Raw genomic sequence first — 23,295 nt, 5'->3', positions numbered from 1 at the left:
CCTCTCCCAAGAGGAGGTGCTCGCTGTGAGAGCCGTCGCCTACCGGCCCACTCCGCCGCCGGAGTGGAAGCCCCGCACCGACCCCGCGCCGCTGCTTCCCGACCCGGAGCCGTTCCGGGTGCTGGGCACGGCCGCCGCCGGACGGGTCGATCCCGGGCTGCTGCGCACGCTCCACGCCCATCTGGTCCGAGGCCGCCGGTTCAACACCCAGGCGACCGCGCTGACCAGGCAGGGCAGGCTCGCGGTCTATCCGTCGAGCACCGGCCAGGAGGCCTGCCAGGTCGCCGCCGCACTCGCCCTGGAGGAGCGGGACTGGCTCTTCCCCAGCTACCGCGACACCCTCGCGGCCGTCACCCGGGGGCTCGACCCGGTCGAGGTGCTCGGGCTGCTGCGCGGCGACTGGCACACCGGGTACGACCCCCGGGAGCACCGGATCGCGCCCCTGTCCACCCCGCTCGCCACCCAGCTGCCGCACGCCGTGGGGCTCGCCCACGCGGCCCGGCTGCGCGGTGACGAGGTGGTCGCGCTCGCCCTGGTCGGCGACGGCGGCACCAGCGAGGGCGACTTCCACGAGGCGCTGAACTTCGCGGCCGTGTGGCGGGCCCCCGTCGTCTTCCTGGTGCAGAACAACGGCTTCGCGATCTCCGTACCGCTCGCCAAGCAGACCGCCGCCCCCTCCCTCGCCCACAAGGCCGTGGGATACGGCATGCCCGGCCGGCTGGTCGACGGGAACGACGCGCCCGCGGTGCACCAGGTGCTCTCCGAGGCCGTGGCCCGCGCCCGGCGCGGCGAGGGACCCACCTTGGTGGAGGCCGTCACCTATCGCATGGAGGCCCACACCAACGCCGATGACGCCACCCGCTACCGCGAGGAGCCCGAAGTGGAGGCATGGCGGGCACATGACCCCATCGCCCTGATCGAGCGGGAGCTGACCTCCCGGGGGCTGCTCGACGAGGACGCCCGGCGGGCCGTGGCCGACTCCGCCGAGGCGATGGCCGCCCGGCTGCGCGAGCGGATGAACGCGGACCCGGTGCTCGACCCGATGGACCTGTTCGCCCATGTGTACGCGGACCGCACCGGCCAGCTCCAGGAGCAGGCGGAGCAGCTGCGGGCCGAGCTGGAAGCGGAGGGGGACCCCCGATGACCTCGGTGACCACCGGAGCCACCACCGCCGCCGCGGTGAAACCGGCGACCATGGCCCAGGCGCTCCAGCGGGCGATGCGGGACGCGATGGCCGAGGACCCCACCGTCCATGTCCTCGGCGAGGACGTGGGCACCCTCGGCGGTGTCTTCCGGGTCACCGACGGGCTGGCCAAGGAGTTCGGCGAGGACCGCTGCACCGACACCCCGCTCGCGGAGGCGGGCATCCTCGGCACGGCCGTCGGCATGGCGATGTACGGACTGCGCCCGGTGGTGGAGATGCAGTTCGACGCCTTCGCCTACCCGGCGTTCGAGCAGCTGATCAGCCATGTCTCCCGGATGCGCAACCGCACCCGGGGCGCCCTGCCGCTGCCGATCACCGTCCGGGTGCCGTACGGCGGGGGCATCGGCGGGGTCGAGCACCACAGTGACTCCTCCGAGGCGTACTACATGGCGACCCCCGGGCTCCAGGTCGTCACCCCCGCCACCGTGGAGGACGCCTACGGTCTTCTCCGGGCGGCCATCGCCGGCGACGACCCGGTGGTCTTCCTGGAGCCCAAGCGGCTGTACTGGTCCAAGGCGGCCTGGTCGCCGGAGGCCCCGGCGGCGGTCGAGCCGATCGGGCGGGCCGTCGTCCGCCGCCCCGGGCGCTCCGCAACGCTGATCACCTACGGTCCGTCCGTCCCCGTCTGTCTGGAGGCGGCGGAGGCGGCGGTGGCCGAGGGGTGGGAGCTGGAGGTCGTGGACCTCCGTTCGCTGGTCCCGTTCGACGACCGGACGGTCTGTGAATCCGTCCGGCGCACCGGCCGCGCGGTCGTCGTGCACGAGTCCACGGGCTTCGGCGGACCCGGTGGGGAGATCGCCGCCCGGGTCACCGAGCGCTGCTTCCACCACCTGGAGGCGCCGGTGCTGAGGGTGGCCGGTTTCGATATCCCCTATCCGCCGCCCATGCTGGAGCGGCACCATCTGCCAGGAGTGGACCGGGTGCTGGACACGGTGGCGCGATTGCAGTGGGAGGCGGAGAGCTGAATGGCACAGGTGCTGGAGTTCAGGCTGCCGGACCTCGGGGAGGGACTGACCGAGGCGGAGATTGTGCGCTGGCTGGTATCCGTCGGCGAGGTCGTCGCGGTGGACCAGCCGGTGGTGGAGGTCGAGACGGCCAAGGCCATGGTGGAGGTCCCCTGCCCCTATGGGGGTGTGGTGACCGCGCGCTTCGGTGAGGAGGGGACGGAGCTGCCGGTCGGCGCTCCGCTGCTGACGGTCGCCGTGGGTGCGACCGCCGGGGAGTTCCCGGCCGGAGCGGAGGCCGGGGATCCGTCCGGTACGGGCGGGAGCACCGCCGCCGCGGAACCCCTGGGGGCCGGGTCTTCCACCGGGTCCCCCGCCGGGGCCGTATCCCCCGCCGGGTCCGACGCCGGGGTCGCGTCCGGGGCTGCGGCGGAGTCCTCGGGCAATGTCCTCGTCGGGTACGGCACCGGAGGGCCCGCCGCCCGCCGCCGCCGGATACGGCCCACCGCCCCGGGGGAGAGCACCCCGCCGGTGCCCCGGTCGCAGCGGCCCGTGGAGGACGATCCCGAGCAGACCGGCCCGGTTCCGGTGATATCCCCCCTGGTGCGTAGGCTGGCCCGGGAGTACGGGCTCGATCTGCGGCAGCTGTCGGGGTCGGGGCCGGAGGGGCTGATCCAGCGGGCCGATGTCGAGTACGCCCGTGCGGCGGGGGCCGCCGCGCAGGCGGGTGCGAACGCCACGCCGGCCGCACCGACCACCTCGGCCGCCGTGTCCGCCCGTACCGTGCCCGCCCCCGCGGCCCCCGCTCCCGCACCGGCCGTCGCCGGGCACGCCCCGTCCACCGGGTCGCCCCTGGCCGCCGTCACCGAGCGGATCCCGCTGCGCGGGGTGCGCGGCACCATGGCCGACAAGCTCTCCCGGAGCCGGACCGAGATACCCGACGCCACCTGCTGGGTGGACGCCGACGCGACGGAGCTGATGGCGGCCCGTGCCGCCATGAACGGCGCGGGCGGGCCGAAGATCTCGCTCATCGCCCTGCTCGCCCGGATCTGCGCGGCGGCGCTCGCCCGCCACCCCGAGCTGAACGCCACCGTGGACACGGCGGCCCGGGAGATCGTCCGGCTCTCCGATGTCCACATCGGCTTCGCGGCACAGACCGACCGCGGACTGGTGGTCCCGGTGGTCCGGGACGCGCACCGGCGTTCGGCGGAGTCCCTGACGGCCGAGTTCGCCCGGCTGACCGAGGCCGCCCGCGAGGGCCGGCTCTCGCCCACCGAGCTGACCGGCGGCACCTTCACCCTGAACAACTACGGGGTCTTCGGGGTCGACGGCTCCACACCGATCATCAACCACCCGGAGGCGGCCATGCTCGGGGTGGGCCGGATCATCCCCAAGCCCTGGGTGCACCAGGGGGAGCTGGCCGTGCGTCAGGTCGTCCAGCTCTCGCTCACCTTCGACCACCGGGTGTGCGACGGGGGCACGGCGGGCGGCTTCCTGCGGTATGTCGCGGACTGTGTGGAACAGCCGGCGGTGCTGCTGCGCACCCTCTGAGGGGCCGGTGGCCGGGACCGGCGGCCCGGGGCGGAGGGGCCCGGCCGGCCGGGCCCATACTGCGGGCATGACCTCGACCCCGCACCCGGTGACGCCGCCCGTGACCCCCGCCCATGACGCCGTCGTCCTCGCCGGGGGAGCCGCCCGCCGGCTCGGCGGCGCCGACAAGCCGGGCCTCGCCGTGGGCGGCCGGCCCCTGCTCGACCGGGTCCTCGCGGCCTGCGACCGGGCCGCGACCACGGTGGTCGTCGGCGGGCGCCGGGCGACCGCGCGCCCGGTCCGCTGGGCCCGGGAGGAGCCGCCCGGCGGCGGCCCGCTCGCCGCGCTCGACGCGGGGCTGCGGCGGCTCGGGGAGGACTCGGAGCGGGTGGTGGTGGTCTCCGCCGATCTGCCGTTCCTCACCGGGGCGACGGTAGGGGCGCTCCTCGACGCCCTGGGGACGAGCGGGCGGGAGGCGGCGCTCCTCGTCGACGCGGACGGCCGGGAACAGCCGCTGGTCGCGGTCTACCGGACCGAGCCCGTCCGGCGTGAACTCGCCCTGCTGGCGACCGAGTACGGCACCCTGGCCGGGCTTCCGCTGCGGCTGCTGCCCGAGCAGCTGGAGACCGTCCGGGTGGCGGACGCCTCCTCGGCCGCCTTCGACTGCGACACCTGGGAGGATCTCGCCGCCGCGCGGGCACGGATCAGGGAGCATGGGAACGTGCTGGAGGAATGGATCACCGCGGTCAGGGAAGAACTCGGCGTCGACCTCGATGTCGACATCGAACTGCTGCTGGACCTCGCCCGGGACGCCGCCCATGGGGTGGCCCGTCCGGCCGCGCCCCTCACCACCTTCCTGGTGGGGTACGCGGCGGCCGGCGGCGGGCGGGAAGCGGTCGCCGAGACGGCCCGGAAGGCGGTGGAGCTGGCCCGCCGCTGGGAGGAAGAGTCCGGCCCGCTCGCCGACGGCGGTGGTTCCCGATGACCCCCCGTGACCACCGAGGCCGCTTCACCCGCAAGCCCTCGGCTCCTGGCACGGCCCCCGCGCCCCGCACCGCCGGGCCCGCGCCCGGGGCCGCTTCCGCGCCCGGGGCTCCCAGGGCGACCGGGCCCGCGTCCGAGGCGGTGTCCGAGGCCGTGTCCGCGTCGGGGAACGTTCCGGTGTCCGAGGGCGCCCCTTCCGTTTCCGGGGCCGCCCGACCGCTCCGTACCGCTGCCACGGCACCGGGGGCCGACTCCGGGGCCGGGGGCACCGCCGCTTCCGCGGCCAGGGCGGTCTTCGCGTTCGGGATCCCTGTCCCGCCCCGGGCTGTCTCCGTACCCAGGGGCGTAGGGCGCACGCCCAGGAAGGCGGCCGGGGGCGAGGCTGCCGGGGACGGGGTGGAGGATGCCCTGGCGCTGCTGGACGGGGCGCCCGGGGCTGTCGTCCCGGAGGAGCGGCCGGCCCCGGTGGCCCCGGTGGTGCCGGTGGTGCCGGGGGATCAGGGGGATCCGGACGGTGTGGAGGACGCGCTCGCGCTGCTGGACGGGACGGTGGAGCCGATGGCCGGGCGGAGACGGACCGTCGCCGCCGGATCGCCGGCCGCGGTGCTGGACGACGACGGGGTGGAGGACGCCCTGGCCCTGCTCGACGGGGCCCGTGTGCCCCGGTGCGCCGACCCCGGGACCCGACGGGCGGGCGGTGCGGGCGAGGAGAGCGGCGACGGGTTCGAGGACGCGCTCGCCGTTCTGCGTCCCGCCGCCGGGCCTCACGCCCCCGAGGGCGGCGGTGGGCCGGAGGGCACGGCCGGAACCGGGCCCCGGCCCGGCAGCGGCCCACGGCACGAAGCACAGCGGGGCGGCCCACGGCACGGAGCACAGCGGGGCGGTCCACGGCCCGGAGTGCAGCGGGACGGGGCACAGCACGGAGCACAGCACGGAGCACAGGACGGGGCGGTCGGCTGGGACGAGGCCCGGGAGATCGCGGCACGGGCGGGGCGGCGTGGCGGGCCGGCCCTCCCCGAGCGGGTCCCGCTGGTCCGGGCGCTGGGACGGGTGCTGGCCGCGCCGCTCACCGCCCTCTGCGATCTGCCGTCCTTCGACACCGCCGCCATGGACGGCTGGGCGGTCGCCGGGCCCGGCCCCTGGACCGTCCGCGATGTCTCCGTACTCGCCGGGCGCGGTGGTGTGCCCCCGCTGGCGGACGGCACCGCCGTGCGGATCGCCACCGGCGCGCGCATCCCGCCCGAGGCCACCGCCGTCCTCCGGTCCGAGCATGCCCGCCTCGACACCGCGCGGGGGCTGCTCGGCGCCGACCGGCCGCTCTCCCACGGCCAGGACATCCGCCCCCGGGGCCAGGAGTGCCGTACGGGCGACCGGCTGCTGGACCCCGCCCGGGTGGTGGACCCGGCGGTGCTGGGGCTCGCCGCCGCCGCGGGCTATGACGCCCTGGCCGTCGCCGCCCGGCCCCGGGCCGAGGTGCTGATCCTCGGCGATGAGCTGCTGTCCGGGGGGCTGCCCCACGACGGGCTGATCCGGGACGCCCTGGGCCCCCTTCTGCCGCCCTGGCTGGAGGCGCTGGGCGCGGAGACGGTCGCGGTCCGGCGGATCGGTGACGACGCCGACGCCCTGCTCCGCGCGGTCACCGACACCGACGCCGATCTGCTGCTGACCACCGGAGGCACCGCGGCCGGCCCGGTCGACCATGTGCGCTCCGTGCTGCGGGCGACCGGCGCGGAGTTGCTGGTCGACTCGGTCGCCGTCCGGCCCGGACACCCCATGCTCCTCGCCCGGCTCGCCGCCCCGGCCCCGGGCGGCGACGGCGCCCCGGTCCGCCATCTGGTCGGGCTGCCCGGCAATCCGCTGGCCGCGGTGGCCGGGCTGCTCACCCTCGCCGAGCCCCTGGTGCGGGGGCTGCTGGGCCGGGTCCCCCCGGTCCCGCGCCCGCTGCCGGCGGGTGAGGAGATCCCGGGTCATCCCCGGGACACCCGCCTGGTGCCCTGTCTCCTCGGCGAGGGACGGCTGCTGCCGCTGCGGTACGGGGGTTCGGCCATGCTCCGGGGGATCGCCTCCGCCGAGGGGCTGGCGGTGGTACCTCCCGGAGGCGCACGGCCGGGGGACCCGCTGGAGCTGCTGGCCCTCCCCGGGGCACCTCTCCGCGCACTCCCCTGAGCCATGGGCACCAGGCGAGGAAGCCCAAGGGCCGGGTCCCGTGCGGTGTTTCACGTGAAACACCCCGGACCCCGGCCCGGCGCCGCTCACTTCAGTGGAGCCTCCGGCTCCCGGCTGATGGTGATCAGCCGGTCCCCGAACTGGAGCTGGGCGCACTCCGGATCGGTGTAGTCCATCATCTTCTTCCGCCGGACCACGGCCACCACCAGATCCGCGCACTCCCGGGGCGACCGGCCCACCTCGTCCTTGGCCACCGGCCGCTCGGCCAGATTCAGTCCGCTCCCCCGGGTCATCAGATCCTCCAGGGTGTCGGCCACATGGGGACTGGCCATCGAGACCCCGAGGAGCCGCCCGGCGGAGCTGGAGCTGGTGACCACGGTGTCGGCGCCGCTCTGCTTGATCAGCGGTACGTTCTCGTCCTCACGGACCGCCACCACAATGGACGCCCGCTTGTTGAGCTGGCGGGCGGTCAGGGTGACCAGGGTCGCGGTGTCGTCCCGCTGGGGGGCGATTATCACCCGCGCGGCCCGCTGGATCTCGGCCCTGAGCAGGGTGCGGGAGCGGGTGGCGTCGCCATGGACCGAGACCAGACCGTCGGCCCCGGCCGCCTCCACCGCCTTCAGCTGGGGGTCGACCACGACGATCTTCTCCGTGGGCACGCCCTGGCCCCGCAGGGTCTCGACGGCATGCCGGCCCTTGGTGCCATAGCCCACGATGATCACATGGTCGGCCATCCGGGAGCGCCAGCGGTGCACCCGTACCTGCTGACGGGTGCGCTCGGTCAGCACTTCGAGGGTGGTACCGACCAGGATGATCAGGAAGAGCACCCGCAGCGGGGTGATGACGAAGATATTGGTGAGCCGGGCGACGTCGCTGACCGGGGCGATATCGCCATAGCCGGTGGTCGAGAGGGTGACGGTCGTGTAGTAGGCGGCGTCCAGCAGGTCGACCTTGCCGTCCGCGTTGTCGGTGTACCCGGCGCGGTCCACCCAGACCAGCAGAGTGGTGACGGAGAGGACCAGCATGGCCATGGCCAGCCGTCTCAGCACCTGCTGGAGCGGGGGCACCGCCGCCTGGGCGGGCATGGTGATGGAGCGCCCCGCCTCGTCGTCGTCCGCGGCCTCCCGGCGGGAGCGGTACCAGATGGAGCGCAGGATCGAGAGCCTGCCTGCCTTCGGCGGCGGATGCTTCTCGTTCCTCATCGATGTCCCCTCTGCACATGGTCCGGTCGGTTGATCCGAAGCTCCCATCGTCCCCGATCCGGCCCCCGAACACGGCCCCGTCCGCCGTGTTGGGGGTAGCGTCGTCCTCCCGTGGTGACGGCGGTACGCACCGGGGGTGGGAACAGAGGACCAGTGGAGGCTTTGTGCGCGGGCACACCGTGATCGTCGGATTCGGGACCAAGGGCCGTTCCGCCATCCAGACGCTGACGGCGACCGGTCTGAAGAAGGACCAGATCGTCATCGTGGACACCAACGGCAAGGTGGTGGAGTCCGCCGTCGCCGAGGGCTACAACGGGGTGACCGGGGACGCCGCCAGCAGCCATGTCCTGATCAAGGCCGAGGTGCAGCGCGCCGGCCAGATCATCATCGCGGCCCAGCGGGACGACACCGCGGTCCTGGTCACCCTGACGGCACGCCAGATGAACAAAGAGGCCAAGATCGTGGCCTGTGTCCGCGAGGAGGAGAACGCCCCCCTGCTGCGGCAGTCCGGCGCCGACGCCGTCATCACCAGCGCCAGCGCCGCCGGACGGCTGATGGGACTCTCCGTCCTCAGCCCCAGCGCGGGCGCGGTGATGGAGGACCTGATCCAGCAGGGCAGCGGACTCGACCTGGTGGAACGCCCGGTGATAAAGGCCGAGGTGGGCAAGAATGTCCGGGAGACGGATGATCTCGTGGTGAGCGTGCTCCGGGGGCACCGGATGCTCGGCTACGACGACCCGGCGGCCAGCCCGCTCCAGCTGACGGACCGGCTGATCACCATCGTCCGGGCGGAGGAGCCCGCCCCGGGCCGGAACGGCCGCCGCCCGTAGCCACCGCGCTCAGCCGCCCGTAACACCCCCGTACCGCACCGGCACGACCCCCGTCACCCGGGTCCGTGCCCCGGACCGGTACTCCGGCGGCCCGGGGGTAGCCTCGCCGCCATGCATGCGATCACGATTCCCGAACCCGGTGGTCCCGAGGCCCTGCTCTGGGCCGAGGTCCCCGACCCCGTACCCGGCGACGGTGAGGTCCTTGTCGAGGTGGCGGCAAGCGCGGTCAACCGTGCGGATCTGCTCCAGCGGCAGGGCCACTACGACCCGCCGCCCGGATCCTCGCCCTACCCCGGCCTTGAGTGCTCCGGCCGGATCACGGCCCTGGGCCCCGGTGTCTCCGGCTGGGCCATCGGCGACGAGGTGTGCGCCCTGCTCTCCGGCGGCGGCTACGCGGAACGGGTGACCGTACCCTCCGGACAGCTGCTCCCCGTACCCAGCGGTGTCGATCTGCTCGCCGCCGCCGCGCTCCCCGAGGTGACCGCGACCGTCTGGTCCAATGTCTTTATGATCGCCCATCTGCGGCCGGGCGAGACCGTGCTGATCCACGGCGGTGCCAGCGGCATCGGCACCATGGCGATCCAGCTGGCGAAGGCCGTGGGGGCCACCGTCGCGGTCACCGCGGGCGGGCCGGAGAAGCTGGCCCGCTGCGCCGAACTGGGCGCCGACCTCCTGATCGACTACCGGGAACAGGACTTCGTGGCCGAGCTGCGCACCGCCACCGGCGGCGCGGGGGCCGATGTCATCCTCGACATCATCGGCGCGAAGTACCTCGAACGGAATGTCCGCGCGCTGGCGGTCAACGGCCGGCTCGCGGTGATCGGCCTCCAGGGCGGGGTCAAGGGCGAGCTGAACCTCGGGGCGCTGCTCGCCAAGCGGGCGGCGATCACCGCGACCTCGCTGCGCGGCCGTCCACTGGGGGAGAAGGCGGCGATCGTGGCGGCGGTCCGGGAGCATGTCTGGCCACTGATCGAGAACGGCCGGGTACGCCCGGTCGTCGACCGGGTCCTGCCGCTGAGCGAGGCGGCCCAGGCCCACCGGGTGCTGGAGTCGGGTGCCCAGTTCGGCAAGGTGCTCCTGGTCCGGGGCTGACCGGCCGGTTCCGCCGAGGAGCCCGGACCCCCGGGGCCCCGGACGCACCGGAGCCCGGACCGACCGGGTCCGGGCTCCTGGGACATCACCGGGGACGGCCCCGGGGGGCGGTCCGGGGGACGTTCTACAGATACGGCCCCGAACGGATCGGCCCCTGCGGGTGGTCGTCCTCATGGGCCGAACCGGGCGGCAGCGCCCGGCGCATCTGCTCCAACTGCGCCCTGGCCGCCATCTGCTGGGCGAACAGGGTCGTCTGAATGCCGTGGAACAGCCCCTCCAGCCAGCCCACCAGCTGGGCCTGGGCGATCCTCAACTCCGCCTCGGACGGCACCACATCATCGGTGAAGGGCAGGGAGAGCCGCTCCAACTCGTCCACCAGCTCCGGCGCGAGCCCGTCCTCCAGCTCCTTGACCGAACCGGCGTGGATCTCCTTCAGACGGACCCGGCTCGCCTCGTCCAGAGGTGCCGCCCTGACCTCCTCCAGCAACTGCTTGATCATGCTGCCGATGCGCATGACCTTCGCGGGCTGCTCGACCATCTCCGTCACCGGGATCTCGCGCGGCTCGTCGTCGCCCCCGCCGCCGAGTGTCATTCCGTCCTGCCCCACGACAAGGATGGGGTGCTCCTGTGACCGTTCGTTCGTCGGCATCTCCATGCCGTCATTGTCTCGCACACCCGGGTCGGAGCGGGGCGCGGTCCGATATCCGCAGCCCAGGGCGGGATGTGCCGGATGCGGCAGTGCCCCGTACCGGGACGATCCTCCTGGTACGGGGCACTGCGCCGATCCGGTACGGGGAACCGCGCCGGGGAGCGGATCAGGTCGCCGCGCGGCGGCCCAGGGCTCCCCGGGAGCGGGTCACCAGCATCGCCAGCAGCGTCGCGCCCAACGGCACGGCGATCAGCAGCAGGGCGAGGGTGGACCAGGGGACCTCAATGGGGACGAAGGGCTTCTCCGCCAGAGTGGCGAACCCCTTCTCGTACTGGGTCTCCCACAGCGAGGTCTCCTTGTGGCGCTGGGAGAGCCTCAGCCCGATCGCGGGCACAAAACCCGCCACCGTGCCCAGGACCACACCCATCGCCGCGACCACCCCGCACTGGAACCCGCTGAGCTTTCTGCGCACCCCCGGGGTGGCCCCGACCGCCGCCAGGGTCTTCAGATCCGCCTCGGCGTCCGCCTGGGAGAGGCCCGTGGCGATACCCGCCGCGCCGATGGTGACCAGACCGGCGAAGATCGCCAGGGCCAGCATCATCACATCGTTGTCGCTCACGAACCCCTTCTCGACCATGAGCACATGGTTGGTGGCGTTCCGGTCCAGCTCCAGATTGAGCCGCTGCTCCTCTTCCGCGCGCGGTGCCCGCTCCAGTGCGTAGTAGGCGCCGTACGGGGCGGTGCCGATCTTCGCCGCCTCGGCCGCCTCGGGCGACATGATCACGGAGATGCCGTAGCCCTCCACGGAGTCCGGCAGGGCGTGGGCGGGGAGCTTCACCACCCGGCCGGGCGGGGTGCGGTTCTCCTCCTCGGCCTGGTAGGAGGCCTCGACATCGGTGACCAGACGGACACCGACCGTGTCCCCGTCGAGGACGGCCCTCTTCAGGACGAGGGACTTGCCCGCCTTCAGCGCCTTCTCGGCCGCCGGATCGTCGATCTCCAGCACCTTCAGCAGCTCGGGGCCGCCGATCACCACATCCGCCGGGGAGAAGACCGGCCGGTCCTCGGCGCAGCGCCAGTCCTTGTTGCGCAGCTCGCGCCGCTCCTTGTCGCTGAAGGTCCGTGGCCCGGCCTCCCCTTTCTCCTCGGCTTCGAGAGGGCAGACATGGGAGGGCGGCACGATCAGCTGGTGACGGCCGCACTGGGCGGAGTCCTCGCCGTAGCTGCCGTGGAGCGAGCAGTTCGGGTTGCCGACCGCGATCCGTGAGACATCGGCGCGCACCTTGACGGGCAGGGTGCTGCTGACGGCGTCGCGTACCGACTTCATGTCCCGGGCGGCGTTCTCCTCCGTCAGCCAGACGGAGACGCTGTGCATGGGCAGGTCCGCCTGGTACTGGGCGCGCTCCTCGGCATCCGAGCCGGCCGCGTAGGTGGCCACGGCGACGGTGCCGGCGATGGCGGCGAGCACCGCCGCGACCGCGGGGGCCGTACGGCCGCGGTTGCGGACCGCGTCCCGCAGCGCCAGCCGGGGGGAGAGCGGGAGGAAGCGCCCGATCCGCCCGAACAGCCCCACCAGCGCCGGGGTCATGGCGACCACACCCAGCTCGGCGACGGCACTGCCGAGGGCGACCACCCACAGCTCCTGGAGGACCATCGAGCCGAAGAGGGCTGCGGCCCCGCCGGCGAGCACGGCGACCAGCCCGATCAGGGGCAGGACCCGGCTGGTCCGGCGCACTCCCCGGCGTCCGGTCAGCGAGGCCAGTACGGGCTGGCGCGAGGCGTTGATCGCGGGGAGCAGCGCCGACGCGACACCGGTGGCCACCGCCAGGACGCCGATGGCCAGCAGCTCCAGCGGGGGCAGCTCGAAGGAGCCGAAGCGTTCGCCGACGTACTCCTCCAGCAGCGGCTGGACCGCGAAGGTCAGCGCGATGCCGAGCACGGTGCCGACCACGGCGGCGGCGGCTCCGATGATCAGGCCGCCGGAGAGCACGATGGCCCGGATATGGCGGCGGTCACCGCCATTGGCGCCGACCAGGCCGAGCTGGCGGCGGGAGCGGCGGGCGCCCACCGCGAAGGCGGGTCCGGCCAGCAGACAGATCTCCAGCAGGGCCAGGAGGACGACGGTGATCAGGATCGTCCGGGACTCCTCGTCCAGCGCCGGCTCCTGGGACTGGAACACAAAGCCGGACTTGGCGTAGAGCGGGACCTCGGAGGGGTCGGGAGGGTCGAGGACGACGGCACGGGAGGTGACGGTCAGACCCTTGGTGTTGATCTCCTTGACGGTGTTCCACGTGAAACCACCGTCCCGCTGCGCCAGATAGGAGGTCCCGGGGCTGCTCGTGGGCAGCCCGGCCTTCTTCAGGGCCTTCTGGAGCGGGTCGAGCAGGGCCCCCGGAAGGACATTGATCTCGTCGCTGTCCAGCGAGTCCGGCCGCTCATAGGTGCCGACGACGGTGTACGTGCGGTCCAGCTGGCGGGCCCTGAGCGTGGAACCGATCCGGAGGCCGCTGTTCTTGAGGAAGGCGGTGGTCACGGCCGTCTCATCGGCGCTCTTGGGGAACCGCCCGTCGACCAGCGTCAGCATCCCCTCGACCATGGGGTCGGATGCCTTCAGCTCGCGTACCACCGAGGGCTGGAGCCCGTGCTTGGTGGTGATCTTGGCCGAGCCCTGGGTTTCGGTCAGGGTCCGGACCCCGGGGGGCAGGGCCGCGAGGACATCGGTGGGGCCGTCCGGATAGTCGTCGTCGGCGTACTCCTTCGCGAGGGTGCTGTTCATGTTCTGGGCGTCCTGGAGGACCGGCTCGCCCTTCGACAGGGCGTCGGATATCCGGGCGTCGGCCGCCCCGATGCTCCGGGACAGCTTCTCCTCGGGGGAGAGCTGGGAGCTGCGGTACGTGATGTCCGCGGCGCTCACCCCGATGACGGGGAGGGCGATCATCGCGAGGACGAGCAGGCTCCGGCCCTTGGCGCGCAGGGCGTCACGGCGGGCGATACGGAGCGCGGCCAGCCAGGAGTGGTACCAGGCCCTCACCGCTCGCCCGCCTGCCCGGAGAGACCGGCCTGACCCGAGAGCCCCGACGGCCCGGAGAGCAGCGAGTCGGCGTCGCCGCGGACGGTCTGGTCGACCACGGAGCCGTCCCGGAGGAAGACCACCCGGTCGGCCCAGGCGGCGAAGCGCGGCTCATGGGTGACCAGGATTCCGGCGGCTCCGGCGTCGCAGCGGGTGCGCAGCAGGGCGAGGACGGACTCACCGGTCTCGGAGTCCAGGGCGCCGGTGGGCTCATCGGCGAGGACCAGCCGCCGGTCGCCGACGAGGGCGCGGGCGATGGCCACCCGCTGCTGCTGGCCGCCGGACATCTCGTCCGGGAAGCGGTCGGCGAGATGGGCCAGCCCGATCTCCTCCAGGGCGGCCCTGGCCTCGACCCGGGCCTTGCGGGCGGAGACGCCGTCCAGCTCGCGGGGGAGCGAGACATTCTCGGCGGCGGTGAGCGCGGGGATCAGGTTGTAGTCCTGGAAGACATAGCCGATGCTGCGGCGGCGCAGGGCGGCGAGGGTCTTGCGGTCGGCGGTGGTGATGTCCGTGTTCTCCACCAGCACCTGGCCGGAGGTGGGCAGATCGAGTCCGCCCGCGATGGTGAGCAGGGTGGACTTGCCCGATCCGGAGGGGCCCATCACGGCGACGAGTTCGCCGGGGAACACCGCGAGGTCGATGCCGCGCAGGGCGTGCACCTCGGTGGCGCCGGTGCCGTGGACCCGGGAGACCGCCTGGAGCTGGAGCACGGGCTGCCGGGACTGCTGTGGCTGATGGGGCATGTGTGGTGTGGCGGCGGACATGGACATACGAGGCCCCCTGGGCTGTTCTGCGGAAAGGGCTCCCTGGGCGGAGCCGGTGGTCGGGACGGCGGTACGGGCCGCCGGTCGGTACGGGCCGGCGGCCGGTACTGCGGTACGGCCGGTGGCCGGCTGCGGGCCGGCTGCGGGCCGGTGGTGGGCGCGCGGCCGGGCCTGTGCGCGGTACGGGCTACAGACCGCCGGCCGGTGCCCTGGTGCGGGCCGGCGCGTTCTGGACCGGCGGCGCGGTCCGCGCCCGCTCCTTGGCGGCCGAGGCGATGCGGATGAGCCGTGCCTCGCAGTGGTCGAGCCAGCGCGCCTCGGCCTCCGTCTGGAAGATCAGCTGTTCCAGCACCAGCAGCCAGGCGACATCGTCCCGCTCGGGCGATTCACCGCTCTCGATGGCCGCCAGCGCCTGGGCCTTCAGCCGGGTGTAGTCCTGCATCGCCCGGACGGTGTGGCGGCGCTGGGACTGGATGACATCGCGGATGTCGACCCCCGGGGCGCCGACCGCCATGGCCAGCTTGATGGCCAGCTCGTCCCGGGGCGGGCTGGTGCGGTCCACCGGCCGGCCGAACCAGCTGCGCAGCTCGGTGTGGCCCGCCTCGGTGATGGCATAGAGGGCGTGGCCCCCCTCGTCCTCGCCGCCCTGGGCGACGAGTCCGTCGCGCTCCAGGCGGTTGAGGGTCGTATAGACCTGGCCGACGTTGAGGGGCCAGGTCGCCCCCGTGCGCGACTCGAACTCCGAACGGAGCTGGGAGCCGTAGCGGGGGCCGTGCTCTAGCAGGGCGAGCAGCCCGTGGCGGATGGACATACTCAGTATGTATACCGAGTATGCCCGGGAGGGCAAACCGCCGCGGGGAGGATCCGGGGAGGACATGGCCGGGTCCGGCGCCCGGAGGACGAGGGGGTCCGGGGGGTGCCGGGCCCGCCCCGGGCGAGGGGTTCAGCGCCGTCTCATCCGTACGCCCAGAAAGCCGATCCCCAGCCCCATCAGGGCCATACCGACCCCGAGCGACAGCGGCGAAACATGGTGCGGAACCGGCTCGGGAGGACCCTCGTACCCCTGCTGGCGTGCGGCTTCGTCATCGAGGGGGGTCAGTCGCGCGGGCGGCTCGGCGGCGGCGTCCCGGGCGTCGGCCGGGATGTCGTCGTTCCCCGGGACGTCATCCACGCGGCGCGCCCCGGGGTCCTCGGCGCGGTCCCCCGGGGACCGGTTCGGGGGCTCCCCGGGGGGCTCCGGCGACTCGGCCGGGGAGCGGGAACCGATACCGGACGGTGACAGAACGCCGGGCGACGACGGTACGGCGGGCGCGGTCGAACCGGGGGGCGCGGTGTGCCCGGAGGGGGCCGCACCGGGCGTTCCGGCGCCCGCGGGCTCCCCCGATCCCCCGTCCGGCCAGGGCGCGGGGGTCACCGGGGGGTGTCCCGGGCGGGTCCGCCCCTCGCCTGCGGGATGTCCGGCCAGCGGGGCGGAGGGCGCCGCCCCGGGCCGTTCGGGCGCGCCCGGGCCCTCCTCCGCGGCCACCCGGGTGCCGGGCGCGGCGAGGAGCAGCAGCAGGAATGAGGCGACCGTGATCGCGCACCGGGTGCGCAGCCGTGGAGTCACCGGGTGACCCCCTCCCGTACCGAACGACCGAACGTGCCGAACCGCCCCGCGCGGTGGAGGGGCGTACCGGGCACAACGAGCACGGGCCGCCGACGATCACGCCGACGACGGCCCGTGACCGTATCCCGGTGCCGTTGGACTCAGCGTCACATGGCGTGATGGATCCGGCATCTCAGGGCCATCCGGAAGAAAGGGCGGTGGGTCAGCCCGCCGCGCCCGTGGAGATGGTCAGCTCGAACTCCTGGTTCTTCGGGTTCACGGCCGTCCCCCGGCCCGGGAACTGCCGGACCACGGTGTCCTTGCCCCACTGCGGGTTGTCGACCTCGACCACCTTCCAGGTCCAGCCCGCCGAGCGCAGACACTCCTTCACGGAGAGCACGTCCTTGTAGGTGAGATCGGGCGCCGCCACCTTCGAGGGGTCGTTGTAGTCCTCCGTGGCGTCCGAGCACTTCGTCGCGTCGATCTTCCGGGTGCGGTCCGGGGGGAGCCCCTCCGTTTTCGCACCCGTACCGGTGCTGTCCGTACGGGTCGGGTCGGGTGCCGCCGACGAGGTGGCCTCGGTCCGGATGCCGGTGTTCGAGCGGGACCTCTCCCGTTTGTCCTGGATCGCTCCGATCACGATCAGGACCGCCAGCACCCCGAACACGGTGAGCGCGATCTTCTTCCCGCGCCCCGAGCCCTGTCCCTGCCCCTGCGCTTGTCCCTGCCCCTGTCCCGGCCGCTGCCCCGGTCCGACGGGCGCGGGAGGCGGCGAGACGGTGTACGAGGGGGCCATCGGCGCGGTCGCCGGATACCCGTGGACGGGCGGCGGCTGCGGATAGGCGTACCCGGGTCCGGAGTGCCCGGGGCCGGGGCGCCCGGGTCCGGGGTGGGTCGGTCCGGAGTGGGTCGGTCCGGGGTATCCGGGACCGGGGTGCGCCGGGCGCGGTGTGGGGTGGCCGTGGACCGGCTGCGGCTGCGGCTGCGGAGGGCCGTACGGGCCCGGGGCCTGCGGATACGGTCCGGGCGCCGGGGCCACCGGCGGAAAGACGGCCGAGGCGACGCCCGCCCCGCTCGACACCGGACCGCCGGAGACGATCAGCGGAGCCGCGGGCCGGCCCGCCGCCAGGACCCGCCCGCATGCCTCGCGCATGGCCGCCGAGGTCGGGAAGCGCTCGTTGGGGTTCTTCCGCAGGGCCCGCGCCACCAGCGCGTCCATCGCGGGGGTGACGGAGCGGTTGATCGCCGAGGGAGCGACCGGCTCCTCCTGGACATGCGCGTACACGATCGCCAGCGGCGCGTCCGCGTCGAACGGCAGCCGCCCCGTCAACAGCTGGAAGAGCATCACTCCGACGGAGTACAGATCGGAACGGGTGTCCACCCCCCGCCCCAGCGCCTGCTCCGGCGACAGATACTGCGGAGTGCCCACCACCATGCCGGTCTGGGTCATCGAGGAGACCCCCGACTGGAGGGCGCGGGCGATCCCGAAGTCCATCACCTTGACCACCCCGCGGGGGGTCAGCATCACATTGCCGGGCTTGATGTCCCGGTGGACCAGACCCACCTCATGGCTGGTCCCCAGCGCCGCGAGGACATCCGACGTGACCGTGAGCGCCTTGTCGGCGGGCATCGCCCCGTACCGCCGGACATCCTCCTGGAGCACCGACCCCAGCGGCTTGCCCTCCACGTACTCCATCACGATGTACGGCATCGGAAGGGCGGAACCGTCGGGGGAGACCGTCTCCTCGCCGGTGTCGAAGACCGAGACGATATTGGGATGCGACAGTTTGGCAACGGCCTGGGCCTCGCGCCGGAACCGCTCGCGGAAGGACTGCTCGCGCCCCAGTTCGGTATGGAGTGTCTTGATCGCCACCTGCCGGTCCAGCGCGGTGTCATAGGCCAGATGGACCGCGGCCATTCCGCCCTCGCCGAGCAGCGCGCGGAGCTGATATCGGCCACCCGCCAGGGAACCGCCCGCATAGCGGTCCCGCGCGCCGTCCTGGCTCATGCTCGGCATCCCCCCTCGGCCGTCCCTCTGACGGGGCAAGTCTGCCCGAGGGGTATCCCACGTCAAGCGAGGTGCCCGATCCGTGACCGTACGCGGCGGTCGGGTCCGTCAGAGTCACAGGTGTGGCACGAAATACGCGTGGTCGTGCTCACAGCCGTTTGCCGGGCGGTCCATCTCCGCCGGGCCCGTCGGAGGAAGGCTGTAGCGTGGCCCACACGGCACTGAACACACCAGATACGACGGCGAGGACTGATGGCACCCGAACCCGAAGCCGGCAGCGGCGGCGTGCCGGATCCGGCGGAGAACTGGGGCGCGGGAGGGCTGGTCGGAGACGGCCGCTACCGTCTCACCCACCGTCTCGGGCGCGGCGGCATGGCCGAGGTCTTCGCGGCCGAGGACGTGCGGCTCGGCCGGACGGTCGCGGTGAAGCTGCTCCGCGCCGATCTCGCGGAGGACCCGGTCTCCAAGGCCCGTTTCACCCGGGAGGCGCAGTCCGTCGCCGGACTCAACCACCACGCGATCGTGGCGGTGTACGACTCCGGTGAGGACGTGGTCGGCGGTCAGTCGGTTCCGTACATCGTGATGGAGCTGGTCGAGGGCCGCACCATCCGCGATCTGCTGATCAACGCCGACGCCCCGCCGCCGGAGCAGGCCCTGATCATCGTCTCCGGGGTGCTGGAGGCGCTCGCCTACTCCCACCAGCACGCGATCGTGCACCGGGACATCAAGCCGGCCAATGTCATCATCACCGACTCCGGCGCGGTGAAGGTGATGGACTTCGGCATCGCCCGCGCCCTGCACGGCGCGTCGACGACGATGACCCAGACCGGCATGGTCATGGGCACCCCGCAGTACCTCTCCCCGGAGCAGGCGCTGGGCAAGGCCGTCGACCACCGTTCCGATCTCTACGCCACCGGCTGTCTGCTGTACGAGCTGCTGGCGCTGCGTCCCCCGTTCACCGGTGAGACCCCGCTCTCGGTGGTCTACCAGCATGTCCAGGACATCCCGATGCCGCCGTCGGATGTCTCCGACGTGGTGCCGCCGGAGCTGGACGGGCTGGTCATGCGCTCGCTGGCGAAGGACCCGGACGACCGCTTCCAGAGCGCGGAGGAGATGCGCGGTCTGGTCCAGTACTCCCTCCAGATGCTCCAGCAGCAGGGCAGCCACAACGGCAGCTGGAACACCGGATATGTGCCGGCGCAGGACACCAGGCCCACGACGGCGCTCGGCGGCGGGATGACGGCGGCGACCGCCGTGCACCACCCCGTCCACGGCGAAACGGCCCAGGGGCCGATCCTTCCGCCGATGAACCCCGATGACGGTGGGTACGAGGGCGGTCACCACGGTGGCGGACGGCGGCGCGGCAGGATGGTGCTGATCGCCGTGCTGGCCGTGATCGCCATCGTGTCCGGTGTCGCGTACGCGATCCAGGAGACGAAGTCCAACACCACCGACAACAGTCCCGGGACCAAGACCTCCCAGTCGCCGCCGAAGAAGAAGGAGTCGCCCACTCCGACCTCCTCGCAGACGCCGGAGGAGGACCCGGTGGGCACCCCGGAGCGGACTCAGCAGCCCTGGACGCCCCCGAAGACCGACCAGCCGACGCAGCCGCAGCCGACGCAGACGCAGACCAGCGAGCCGACCACGTCGCAGCCGCCCGTCGAGACCGGTAAGCCGACCGAGCCGACCGAACCCACCGAGCCGACCGACCCGCCGGACGGCGGCGATCCGGGCGGCGACCCCGGCGAGGGAGAACCGGGCACCGAGCCCGGTGACGGCGGCGAGACGGGTGGCGAGGGCGACGGCGGAGAGGCGCCTTGAAGAGACGGTGACCCCTCACCGGGCCCGGGGCAGGAACAGCCCGGTGGGGTTCCCGGGGCCGAGGGAGGCCCCCGGGGCTGAGGGACCACGGCAGGGCCCGGCGACACGCCGGGCCCTGCCGCTTGTGTACGAGGGGCTCCTCGGCAACCCTCGGGAAGCCCGGGGGGCCGGGGGCCCGGGGCGTCGCGGCTCAGGCGGTGAAGGCCTCGCGGACCGCCTCGTACTCCCGTGTCCACCACACCGCCAGGGCCGACACCGCGGCGAACTGCGGGTCGGCCCTGCGGTCGCGCAGCTGATACCGCCAGCGGAGTATCCAGAAGTCGTTGAGCCGCTCCCACCAGACCCGGTGGACGGCCGCCGCCATCTCCGCCGCGTCCGCGCCCACCGCACGGCGATAGGCCCGGGCATAGGCCCGGACCTTGGGCAGCTCCAGCACCCCGGCCGGGCGGAGGAAGAAGATCACGGCGGCCCGGACCGCCTCCTCCGCGCGCGGCTGGACCCCTAACCGGTCCCAGTCCACGATCGCGACCGGCTCCGTCCCCCGGTAGAGCAGATTCAGCGGATGGAAGTCGCCGTGCACCCAGCCGCCCGCCCGCGGGGGCGGCGGTCTGCGGTCCGCGTACAGCTCCAGCAGGGCCCGCCGCTCCAGCAGCCGGTGTTCGGCGAGGGTGTCGAAGGTGTCGTGCGGCCGGGAGCCGCGGGCCAGTCCGAGCAGCTCGTCGATGAGGGTGAAGGTCTCCGTCGGATCGGCGCTGTCGTACGGGCGGGCGTGCTGGGGGGCGTACTGCCGGGTGTAGCGCCGGGGGGCCCGACCCCGCGATCCCGCTTCCCCGGCACGGGCCCGGGGCCCGGGGATCGCGGGGCGCTCGGCGCGGTGCATCACCTGCTCCAGCGCGGTGTGGACCAGACCGAGCAGCGAGCCGAGGCGGCGCGACTGGCAGGTGGAGAGATGGGAGCCGTCGCGATGGCGGCCGTCGACCCAGGGATGGAGGGCGTAACAGCTGTCGCCGATCACCGCGACCGTCTCCCCCCGCGCGTCGGCCACGGGTGGAGCGACGGGGACCCCGAGCGCCTGGAGACGTTCGGTGGCGCGGTGTTGGCGGACGATCGCCTCCCGATCGCCGTCGAGATGGTGTTTCAGGAAGTACGCACCACGGGTGGTGGAGAGGCGGTAGCCGCGGTTGAGAAGCCCTTCGGTGACCCGCTCACAGGAGAGCGGTTCCCCCGGGTCCTCATAGCGGCGCAGCAGAGCACCAACCGGCGGCGCGCTGACAGATGAGCGCGGCACTTACCAAATGTTAGATCACTCAGAGTGTCGGTTGTGCTGCTCTTCGCGATAATCGAGGGTGTGGACGGTGACGAACTGAGGTTCTATTCGCATATAGACCGGCTCAAACCGCTCATCGTCGGCGAAGAGGGGCTCATCGCCGAATCGGCGCAGATCATCCTCGGTCGGGCAGACGATCTCGGCCATGCCGGTGAACTGTACGGACCACATGGTCCGGCAGCCGGAGGTGAAGTTGTCCGCGCCGTACGCCACGACACTGCCGTTGCACGCGCGGTGATAACCGAAGCCCCGGTGCATACGGAGCAGGACGGAGTGGTCGTCGCGGACGATGTGGCGCGCCGGGGCCACGAAGGGCATGGCCCGCATGCTGGTGGCGAGCCGGCCGTAGGAGACACCGTCGAGCAGCCGGACGCCCCGCAGCTCGTCGGGCGCCCCGGAGATGGTCGCGTCGACGGTCGCGCGCAGTTCCTCGGTGGGCATGGGGACCACTCTCGGGGTGGAGGGTGCTCCAGGGGAAGGGGCTGCCGCCCCTGGTCAACGGGACATAAGTCCCACTCACGGGTACCGCTCCGCCCCATCCGCCCCCGGAACCCCTCAGTGGTGCTGGCGCTCCGCCTGCCTGCGGGCCACGAACGCCGCCGCCTGCGACCGTCGCTCCATGCCCAGCTTCGACAGCAGGCTGGAGACATAGTTCTTGATCGTCTTCTCGGCGAGATGCAGCCTCTCGCCGATGGCCCGGTTGGTCAGCCCCTCACCGATCAGATCCAGGATCCTGCGCTCCTGGTCGGTCAGGGCCGCCAGCTTGTCGTCGCCCTTGGGGCTGTTCCCGTCGCGCAGCCGCGCCAGGACGCGGGCGGTCGCGACCGGGTCGAGAAGAGACTTTCCGGCCGCGACATCCCGTACCGCGGACAGCAGCTCATTGCCCCGGATCGCCTTGAGGACATACCCCGAGGCCCCGGCCATGATCGCGTCAAAAAGCGCCTCGTCGTCGGCGAAAGAGGTCAGCATCAGGCATTTGATGCTCTCGTCCTGGGAACGGATCTCCCGACAGACCTCCACACCGCTGCCGTCGGGCAGCCGGACATCGAGCACCGCGACATCGGGGCGGGTGGCCAGGATCCTGACCATGGCTTCCTCGGCGGTCCCGGCCTCGCCGACGACCTCGATGTCGTCCTCGACGGAGAGCAGCTCATGGACGCCACGCCGCACCACTTCATGGTCGTCCAACAGGAATACGGTGATTTTTCCTTCTTCGCGCACGAATGCAGTCTCACACACCGGCTCTTCCCGTGCCCGGGGTGGCCGAGATAGGTTGCCCGTGTTCTCGACCGCCCGCAAGGTTGTGACCAGCGCCGTGACCAGTGATGTTCCCCTTTTTCTGGATTTACTTGGAAATCCAAGCAAAATCCCAGGTCAATAGGGGTTTCGCAGGAATGGTTCGTTCTGGGTAACGTGCTTTTGGCAGGGCTTCGTCGGGGGCACCTGTCACGCCCGTGCTCCGTTGGCGCGCCCACCCCCGTGCGCCGGGGAGAACGGGCGAGCCTCCCCCTGTTCTCGGACAGGGGCAACCTCAGGCTCCCGGCGACCCCGGCGGGCCGGACAGACGGAGGAGCACGCACGTGACCGTGGAGAGCAGTGCCGCGCGTAAACCGCGCCGCAGCAGCAAGCGGGTGGGCGCCAAGAAGACGGAGAGTTCCGAGCCTCAGCTCGTGCAACTTCTGTCACCGGAGGGCACGCGGGTCGAGCACCCCGACTTCAGTGTCGATCTGAGCGCCGATGAGTTGCGGGGTCTGTACCGCGACATGGTTCTGACCCGGCGCTTCGACGCCGAGGCCACCTCCCTCCAGCGCCAGGGCGAACTCGGCCTGTGGGCCTCGCTGCTGGGGCAGGAGGCGGCGCAGATCGGTTCGGGGCGTGCGCTCCGCGACGACGACTATGTCTTCCCGACCTACCGTGAGCACGGCGTCGCCTGGTGCCGGGGGGTCGATCCCACCAATCTCCTGGGGATGTTCCGGGGTGTGAACCACGGCGGCTGGGACCCCACCTCCAACAACTTCCATCTCTACACGATTGTGATTGGTTCGCAGGCGTTGCATGCGGCTGGTTATGCGATGGGTGTGGTGCGGGACGGGGTGGATTCGGCGGTGGTGGCGTACTT

General features: G+C 72.8%; 18 protein-coding genes and 1 pseudogene. 9 read left to right on the top strand and 10 right to left on the bottom strand.

Translation table 11 applies throughout. The annotated features are described in order from the left end of the window. Positions 1–16: 16 nt before the first annotated feature. From pdhA to ABT354_RS26205, 5 genes are all read left to right on the top strand, one after another. Positions 17–1,144: a pyruvate dehydrogenase (acetyl-transferring) E1 component subunit alpha gene (gene pdhA, locus ABT354_RS26225; protein ID WP_351498049.1), complete on the top strand. Its 1,128-nt coding sequence runs from the start codon at positions 17–19 to the stop codon at positions 1,142–1,144. Continuing rightward, on the top strand, positions 1,141–2,169 hold the full coding sequence (locus tag ABT354_RS26220; RefSeq protein ID WP_351498047.1) for an alpha-ketoacid dehydrogenase subunit beta: 1,029 nt from the start codon (positions 1,141–1,143) through the stop codon (positions 2,167–2,169). Before pdhA ends, ABT354_RS26220 begins: the two co-directional genes overlap by 4 nt. Beyond that, positions 2,170–3,699 (top strand): dihydrolipoamide acetyltransferase family protein, encoded by a 1,530-nt coding sequence (locus ABT354_RS26215; protein WP_351498045.1) that lies wholly within the window; start codon positions 2,170–2,172, stop codon positions 3,697–3,699. 67 nt (positions 3,700–3,766) lie between these two features. Then, a complete protein-coding gene (locus ABT354_RS26210; RefSeq protein WP_351498043.1) occupies positions 3,767–4,663 on the top strand; it encodes an NTP transferase domain-containing protein in 897 nt (298 codons plus the stop codon). Between the two features lie 557 nt (positions 4,664–5,220). After that, positions 5,221–6,828, top strand: a complete 1,608-nt coding sequence (locus ABT354_RS26205) for a molybdopterin molybdotransferase MoeA (protein ID WP_502983509.1) — start codon at positions 5,221–5,223, stop codon at positions 6,826–6,828. Positions 6,829–6,914: 86 nt separating this feature from the next. Here the strand turns inward: ABT354_RS26205 and ABT354_RS26200 are convergent, their stop codons facing one another. Next, on the bottom strand, positions 6,915–8,030 hold the full coding sequence (locus ABT354_RS26200) for a potassium channel family protein (RefSeq protein WP_351498039.1): 1,116 nt from the start codon (positions 8,028–8,030) through the stop codon (positions 6,915–6,917). Positions 8,031–8,194: 164 nt separating this feature from the next. On the opposite strand from ABT354_RS26200, the pseudogene ABT354_RS26195 reads away from it, so the two are divergent. Next, positions 8,195–8,860 (top strand): annotated as a pseudogene (locus tag ABT354_RS26195) (potassium channel family protein); the annotation flags it as partial. A gap of 111 nt (positions 8,861–8,971) precedes the next feature. Next, positions 8,972–9,952, top strand: coding sequence for an NAD(P)H-quinone oxidoreductase (locus ABT354_RS26190; protein ID WP_351498037.1), 981 nt, complete (start codon positions 8,972–8,974; stop codon positions 9,950–9,952). Positions 9,953–10,076: 124 nt separating this feature from the next. Here ABT354_RS26190 and ABT354_RS26185 read toward each other — a convergent pair whose 3' ends face one another. From ABT354_RS26185 to ABT354_RS26160, 6 genes are all read right to left on the bottom strand, one after another. Beyond that, positions 10,077–10,607 (bottom strand): bacterial proteasome activator family protein, encoded by a 531-nt coding sequence (locus tag ABT354_RS26185; protein ID WP_351498035.1) that lies wholly within the window; start codon positions 10,605–10,607, stop codon positions 10,077–10,079. Between the two features lie 160 nt (positions 10,608–10,767). Further along, positions 10,768–13,632 carry an ABC transporter permease gene (locus ABT354_RS26180; protein ID WP_351498033.1) on the bottom strand — a complete coding sequence of 955 codons (2,865 nt, stop codon included), beginning with the start codon at positions 13,630–13,632 and terminating at the stop codon, positions 10,768–10,770. Further along, positions 13,629–14,441: an ABC transporter ATP-binding protein gene (locus ABT354_RS26175; protein WP_502983504.1), complete on the bottom strand. Its 813-nt coding sequence runs from the start codon at positions 14,439–14,441 to the stop codon at positions 13,629–13,631. The genes ABT354_RS26180 and ABT354_RS26175 overlap by 4 nt, the downstream gene beginning before the upstream one ends. A 181-nt stretch (positions 14,442–14,622) precedes the next feature. Then, entirely contained in the window at positions 14,623–15,246 is a 624-nt protein-coding gene (locus ABT354_RS26170; RefSeq protein WP_351498031.1) for a PadR family transcriptional regulator, read from the bottom strand. Between the two features lie 132 nt (positions 15,247–15,378). Then, positions 15,379–16,041, bottom strand: a complete 663-nt coding sequence (locus tag ABT354_RS26165; protein WP_351498029.1) for a hypothetical protein — start codon at positions 16,039–16,041, stop codon at positions 15,379–15,381. A gap of 202 nt (positions 16,042–16,243) precedes the next feature. After that, a complete protein-coding gene (locus ABT354_RS26160; RefSeq protein WP_351498027.1) occupies positions 16,244–18,028 on the bottom strand; it encodes a protein kinase domain-containing protein in 1,785 nt (594 codons plus the stop codon). A gap of 252 nt (positions 18,029–18,280) precedes the next feature. Here ABT354_RS26160 and ABT354_RS26155 point away from each other — a divergent pair, with 252 nt between their 5' ends. Then, positions 18,281–19,849 (top strand): protein kinase domain-containing protein, encoded by a 1,569-nt coding sequence (locus tag ABT354_RS26155; RefSeq protein WP_351498025.1) that lies wholly within the window; start codon positions 18,281–18,283, stop codon positions 19,847–19,849. Positions 19,850–20,039: 190 nt separating this feature from the next. On the opposite strand, the gene ABT354_RS26150 is transcribed toward ABT354_RS26155, so the two are convergent. The 3 genes from ABT354_RS26150 to ABT354_RS26140 all read right to left on the bottom strand — a co-directional run bounded on the left by ABT354_RS26150 (position 20,040) and on the right by ABT354_RS26140 (position 22,397). After that, positions 20,040–21,137 carry a phosphotransferase gene (locus ABT354_RS26150; RefSeq protein WP_351498023.1) on the bottom strand — a complete coding sequence of 366 codons (1,098 nt, stop codon included), beginning with the start codon at positions 21,135–21,137 and terminating at the stop codon, positions 20,040–20,042. Positions 21,138–21,152: 15 nt separating this feature from the next. Then, complete coding sequence (locus tag ABT354_RS26145) at positions 21,153–21,617, bottom strand: pyridoxamine 5'-phosphate oxidase family protein (RefSeq protein WP_351498021.1); 465 nt, start codon at positions 21,615–21,617, stop codon at positions 21,153–21,155. Between the two features lie 114 nt (positions 21,618–21,731). Continuing rightward, positions 21,732–22,397 (bottom strand): response regulator, encoded by a 666-nt coding sequence (locus ABT354_RS26140; protein WP_351498019.1) that lies wholly within the window; start codon positions 22,395–22,397, stop codon positions 21,732–21,734. A gap of 359 nt (positions 22,398–22,756) precedes the next feature. On the opposite strand from ABT354_RS26140, the gene ABT354_RS26135 reads away from it, so the two are divergent. Beyond that, positions 22,757–23,295, top strand: a 539-nt coding sequence (locus ABT354_RS26135) for a thiamine pyrophosphate-dependent enzyme (protein WP_351498017.1), incomplete at its 3' end; no start/stop codon positions are given.

This window comes from Streptomyces sp. NPDC000594, from assembly GCF_040299965.1.
Lineage (GTDB): Bacteria > Actinomycetota > Actinomycetes > Streptomycetales > Streptomycetaceae > Streptomyces.
This window is presented reverse-complemented; position numbering and strand designations above follow the sequence as displayed.

Excerpts from the sequence above, each read along its gene's own strand:
- ABT354_RS26220 (WP_351498047.1), top strand. The coding sequence starts at position 1,141 with ATGACCTCGGTGACCACCGGAGCCACCACCGCCGCCGCGGTGAAACCG.
- ABT354_RS26215 (WP_351498045.1), top strand. The coding sequence starts at position 2,170 with ATGGCACAGGTGCTGGAGTTCAGGCTGCCGGACCTCGGGGAGGGACTG.
- ABT354_RS26210 (WP_351498043.1), top strand. The coding sequence starts at position 3,767 with ATGACCTCGACCCCGCACCCGGTGACGCCGCCCGTGACCCCCGCCCAT.
- ABT354_RS26205 (WP_502983509.1), top strand. The coding sequence starts at position 5,221 with ATGGCCGGGCGGAGACGGACCGTCGCCGCCGGATCGCCGGCCGCGGTG.
- ABT354_RS26200 (WP_351498039.1), bottom strand. The coding sequence starts at position 8,030 with ATGAGGAACGAGAAGCATCCGCCGCCGAAGGCAGGCAGGCTCTCGATC.
- ABT354_RS26190 (WP_351498037.1), top strand. The coding sequence starts at position 8,972 with ATGCATGCGATCACGATTCCCGAACCCGGTGGTCCCGAGGCCCTGCTC.
- ABT354_RS26185 (WP_351498035.1), bottom strand. The coding sequence starts at position 10,607 with ATGGAGATGCCGACGAACGAACGGTCACAGGAGCACCCCATCCTTGTC.
- ABT354_RS26175 (WP_502983504.1), bottom strand. The coding sequence starts at position 14,441 with ATGTCCATGTCCGCCGCCACACCACACATGCCCCATCAGCCACAGCAG.
- ABT354_RS26170 (WP_351498031.1), bottom strand. The coding sequence starts at position 15,246 with ATGTCCATCCGCCACGGGCTGCTCGCCCTGCTAGAGCACGGCCCCCGC.
- ABT354_RS26160 (WP_351498027.1), bottom strand. The coding sequence starts at position 18,028 with ATGAGCCAGGACGGCGCGCGGGACCGCTATGCGGGCGGTTCCCTGGCG.
- ABT354_RS26155 (WP_351498025.1), top strand. The coding sequence starts at position 18,281 with ATGGCACCCGAACCCGAAGCCGGCAGCGGCGGCGTGCCGGATCCGGCG.
- ABT354_RS26145 (WP_351498021.1), bottom strand. The coding sequence starts at position 21,617 with ATGCCCACCGAGGAACTGCGCGCGACCGTCGACGCGACCATCTCCGGG.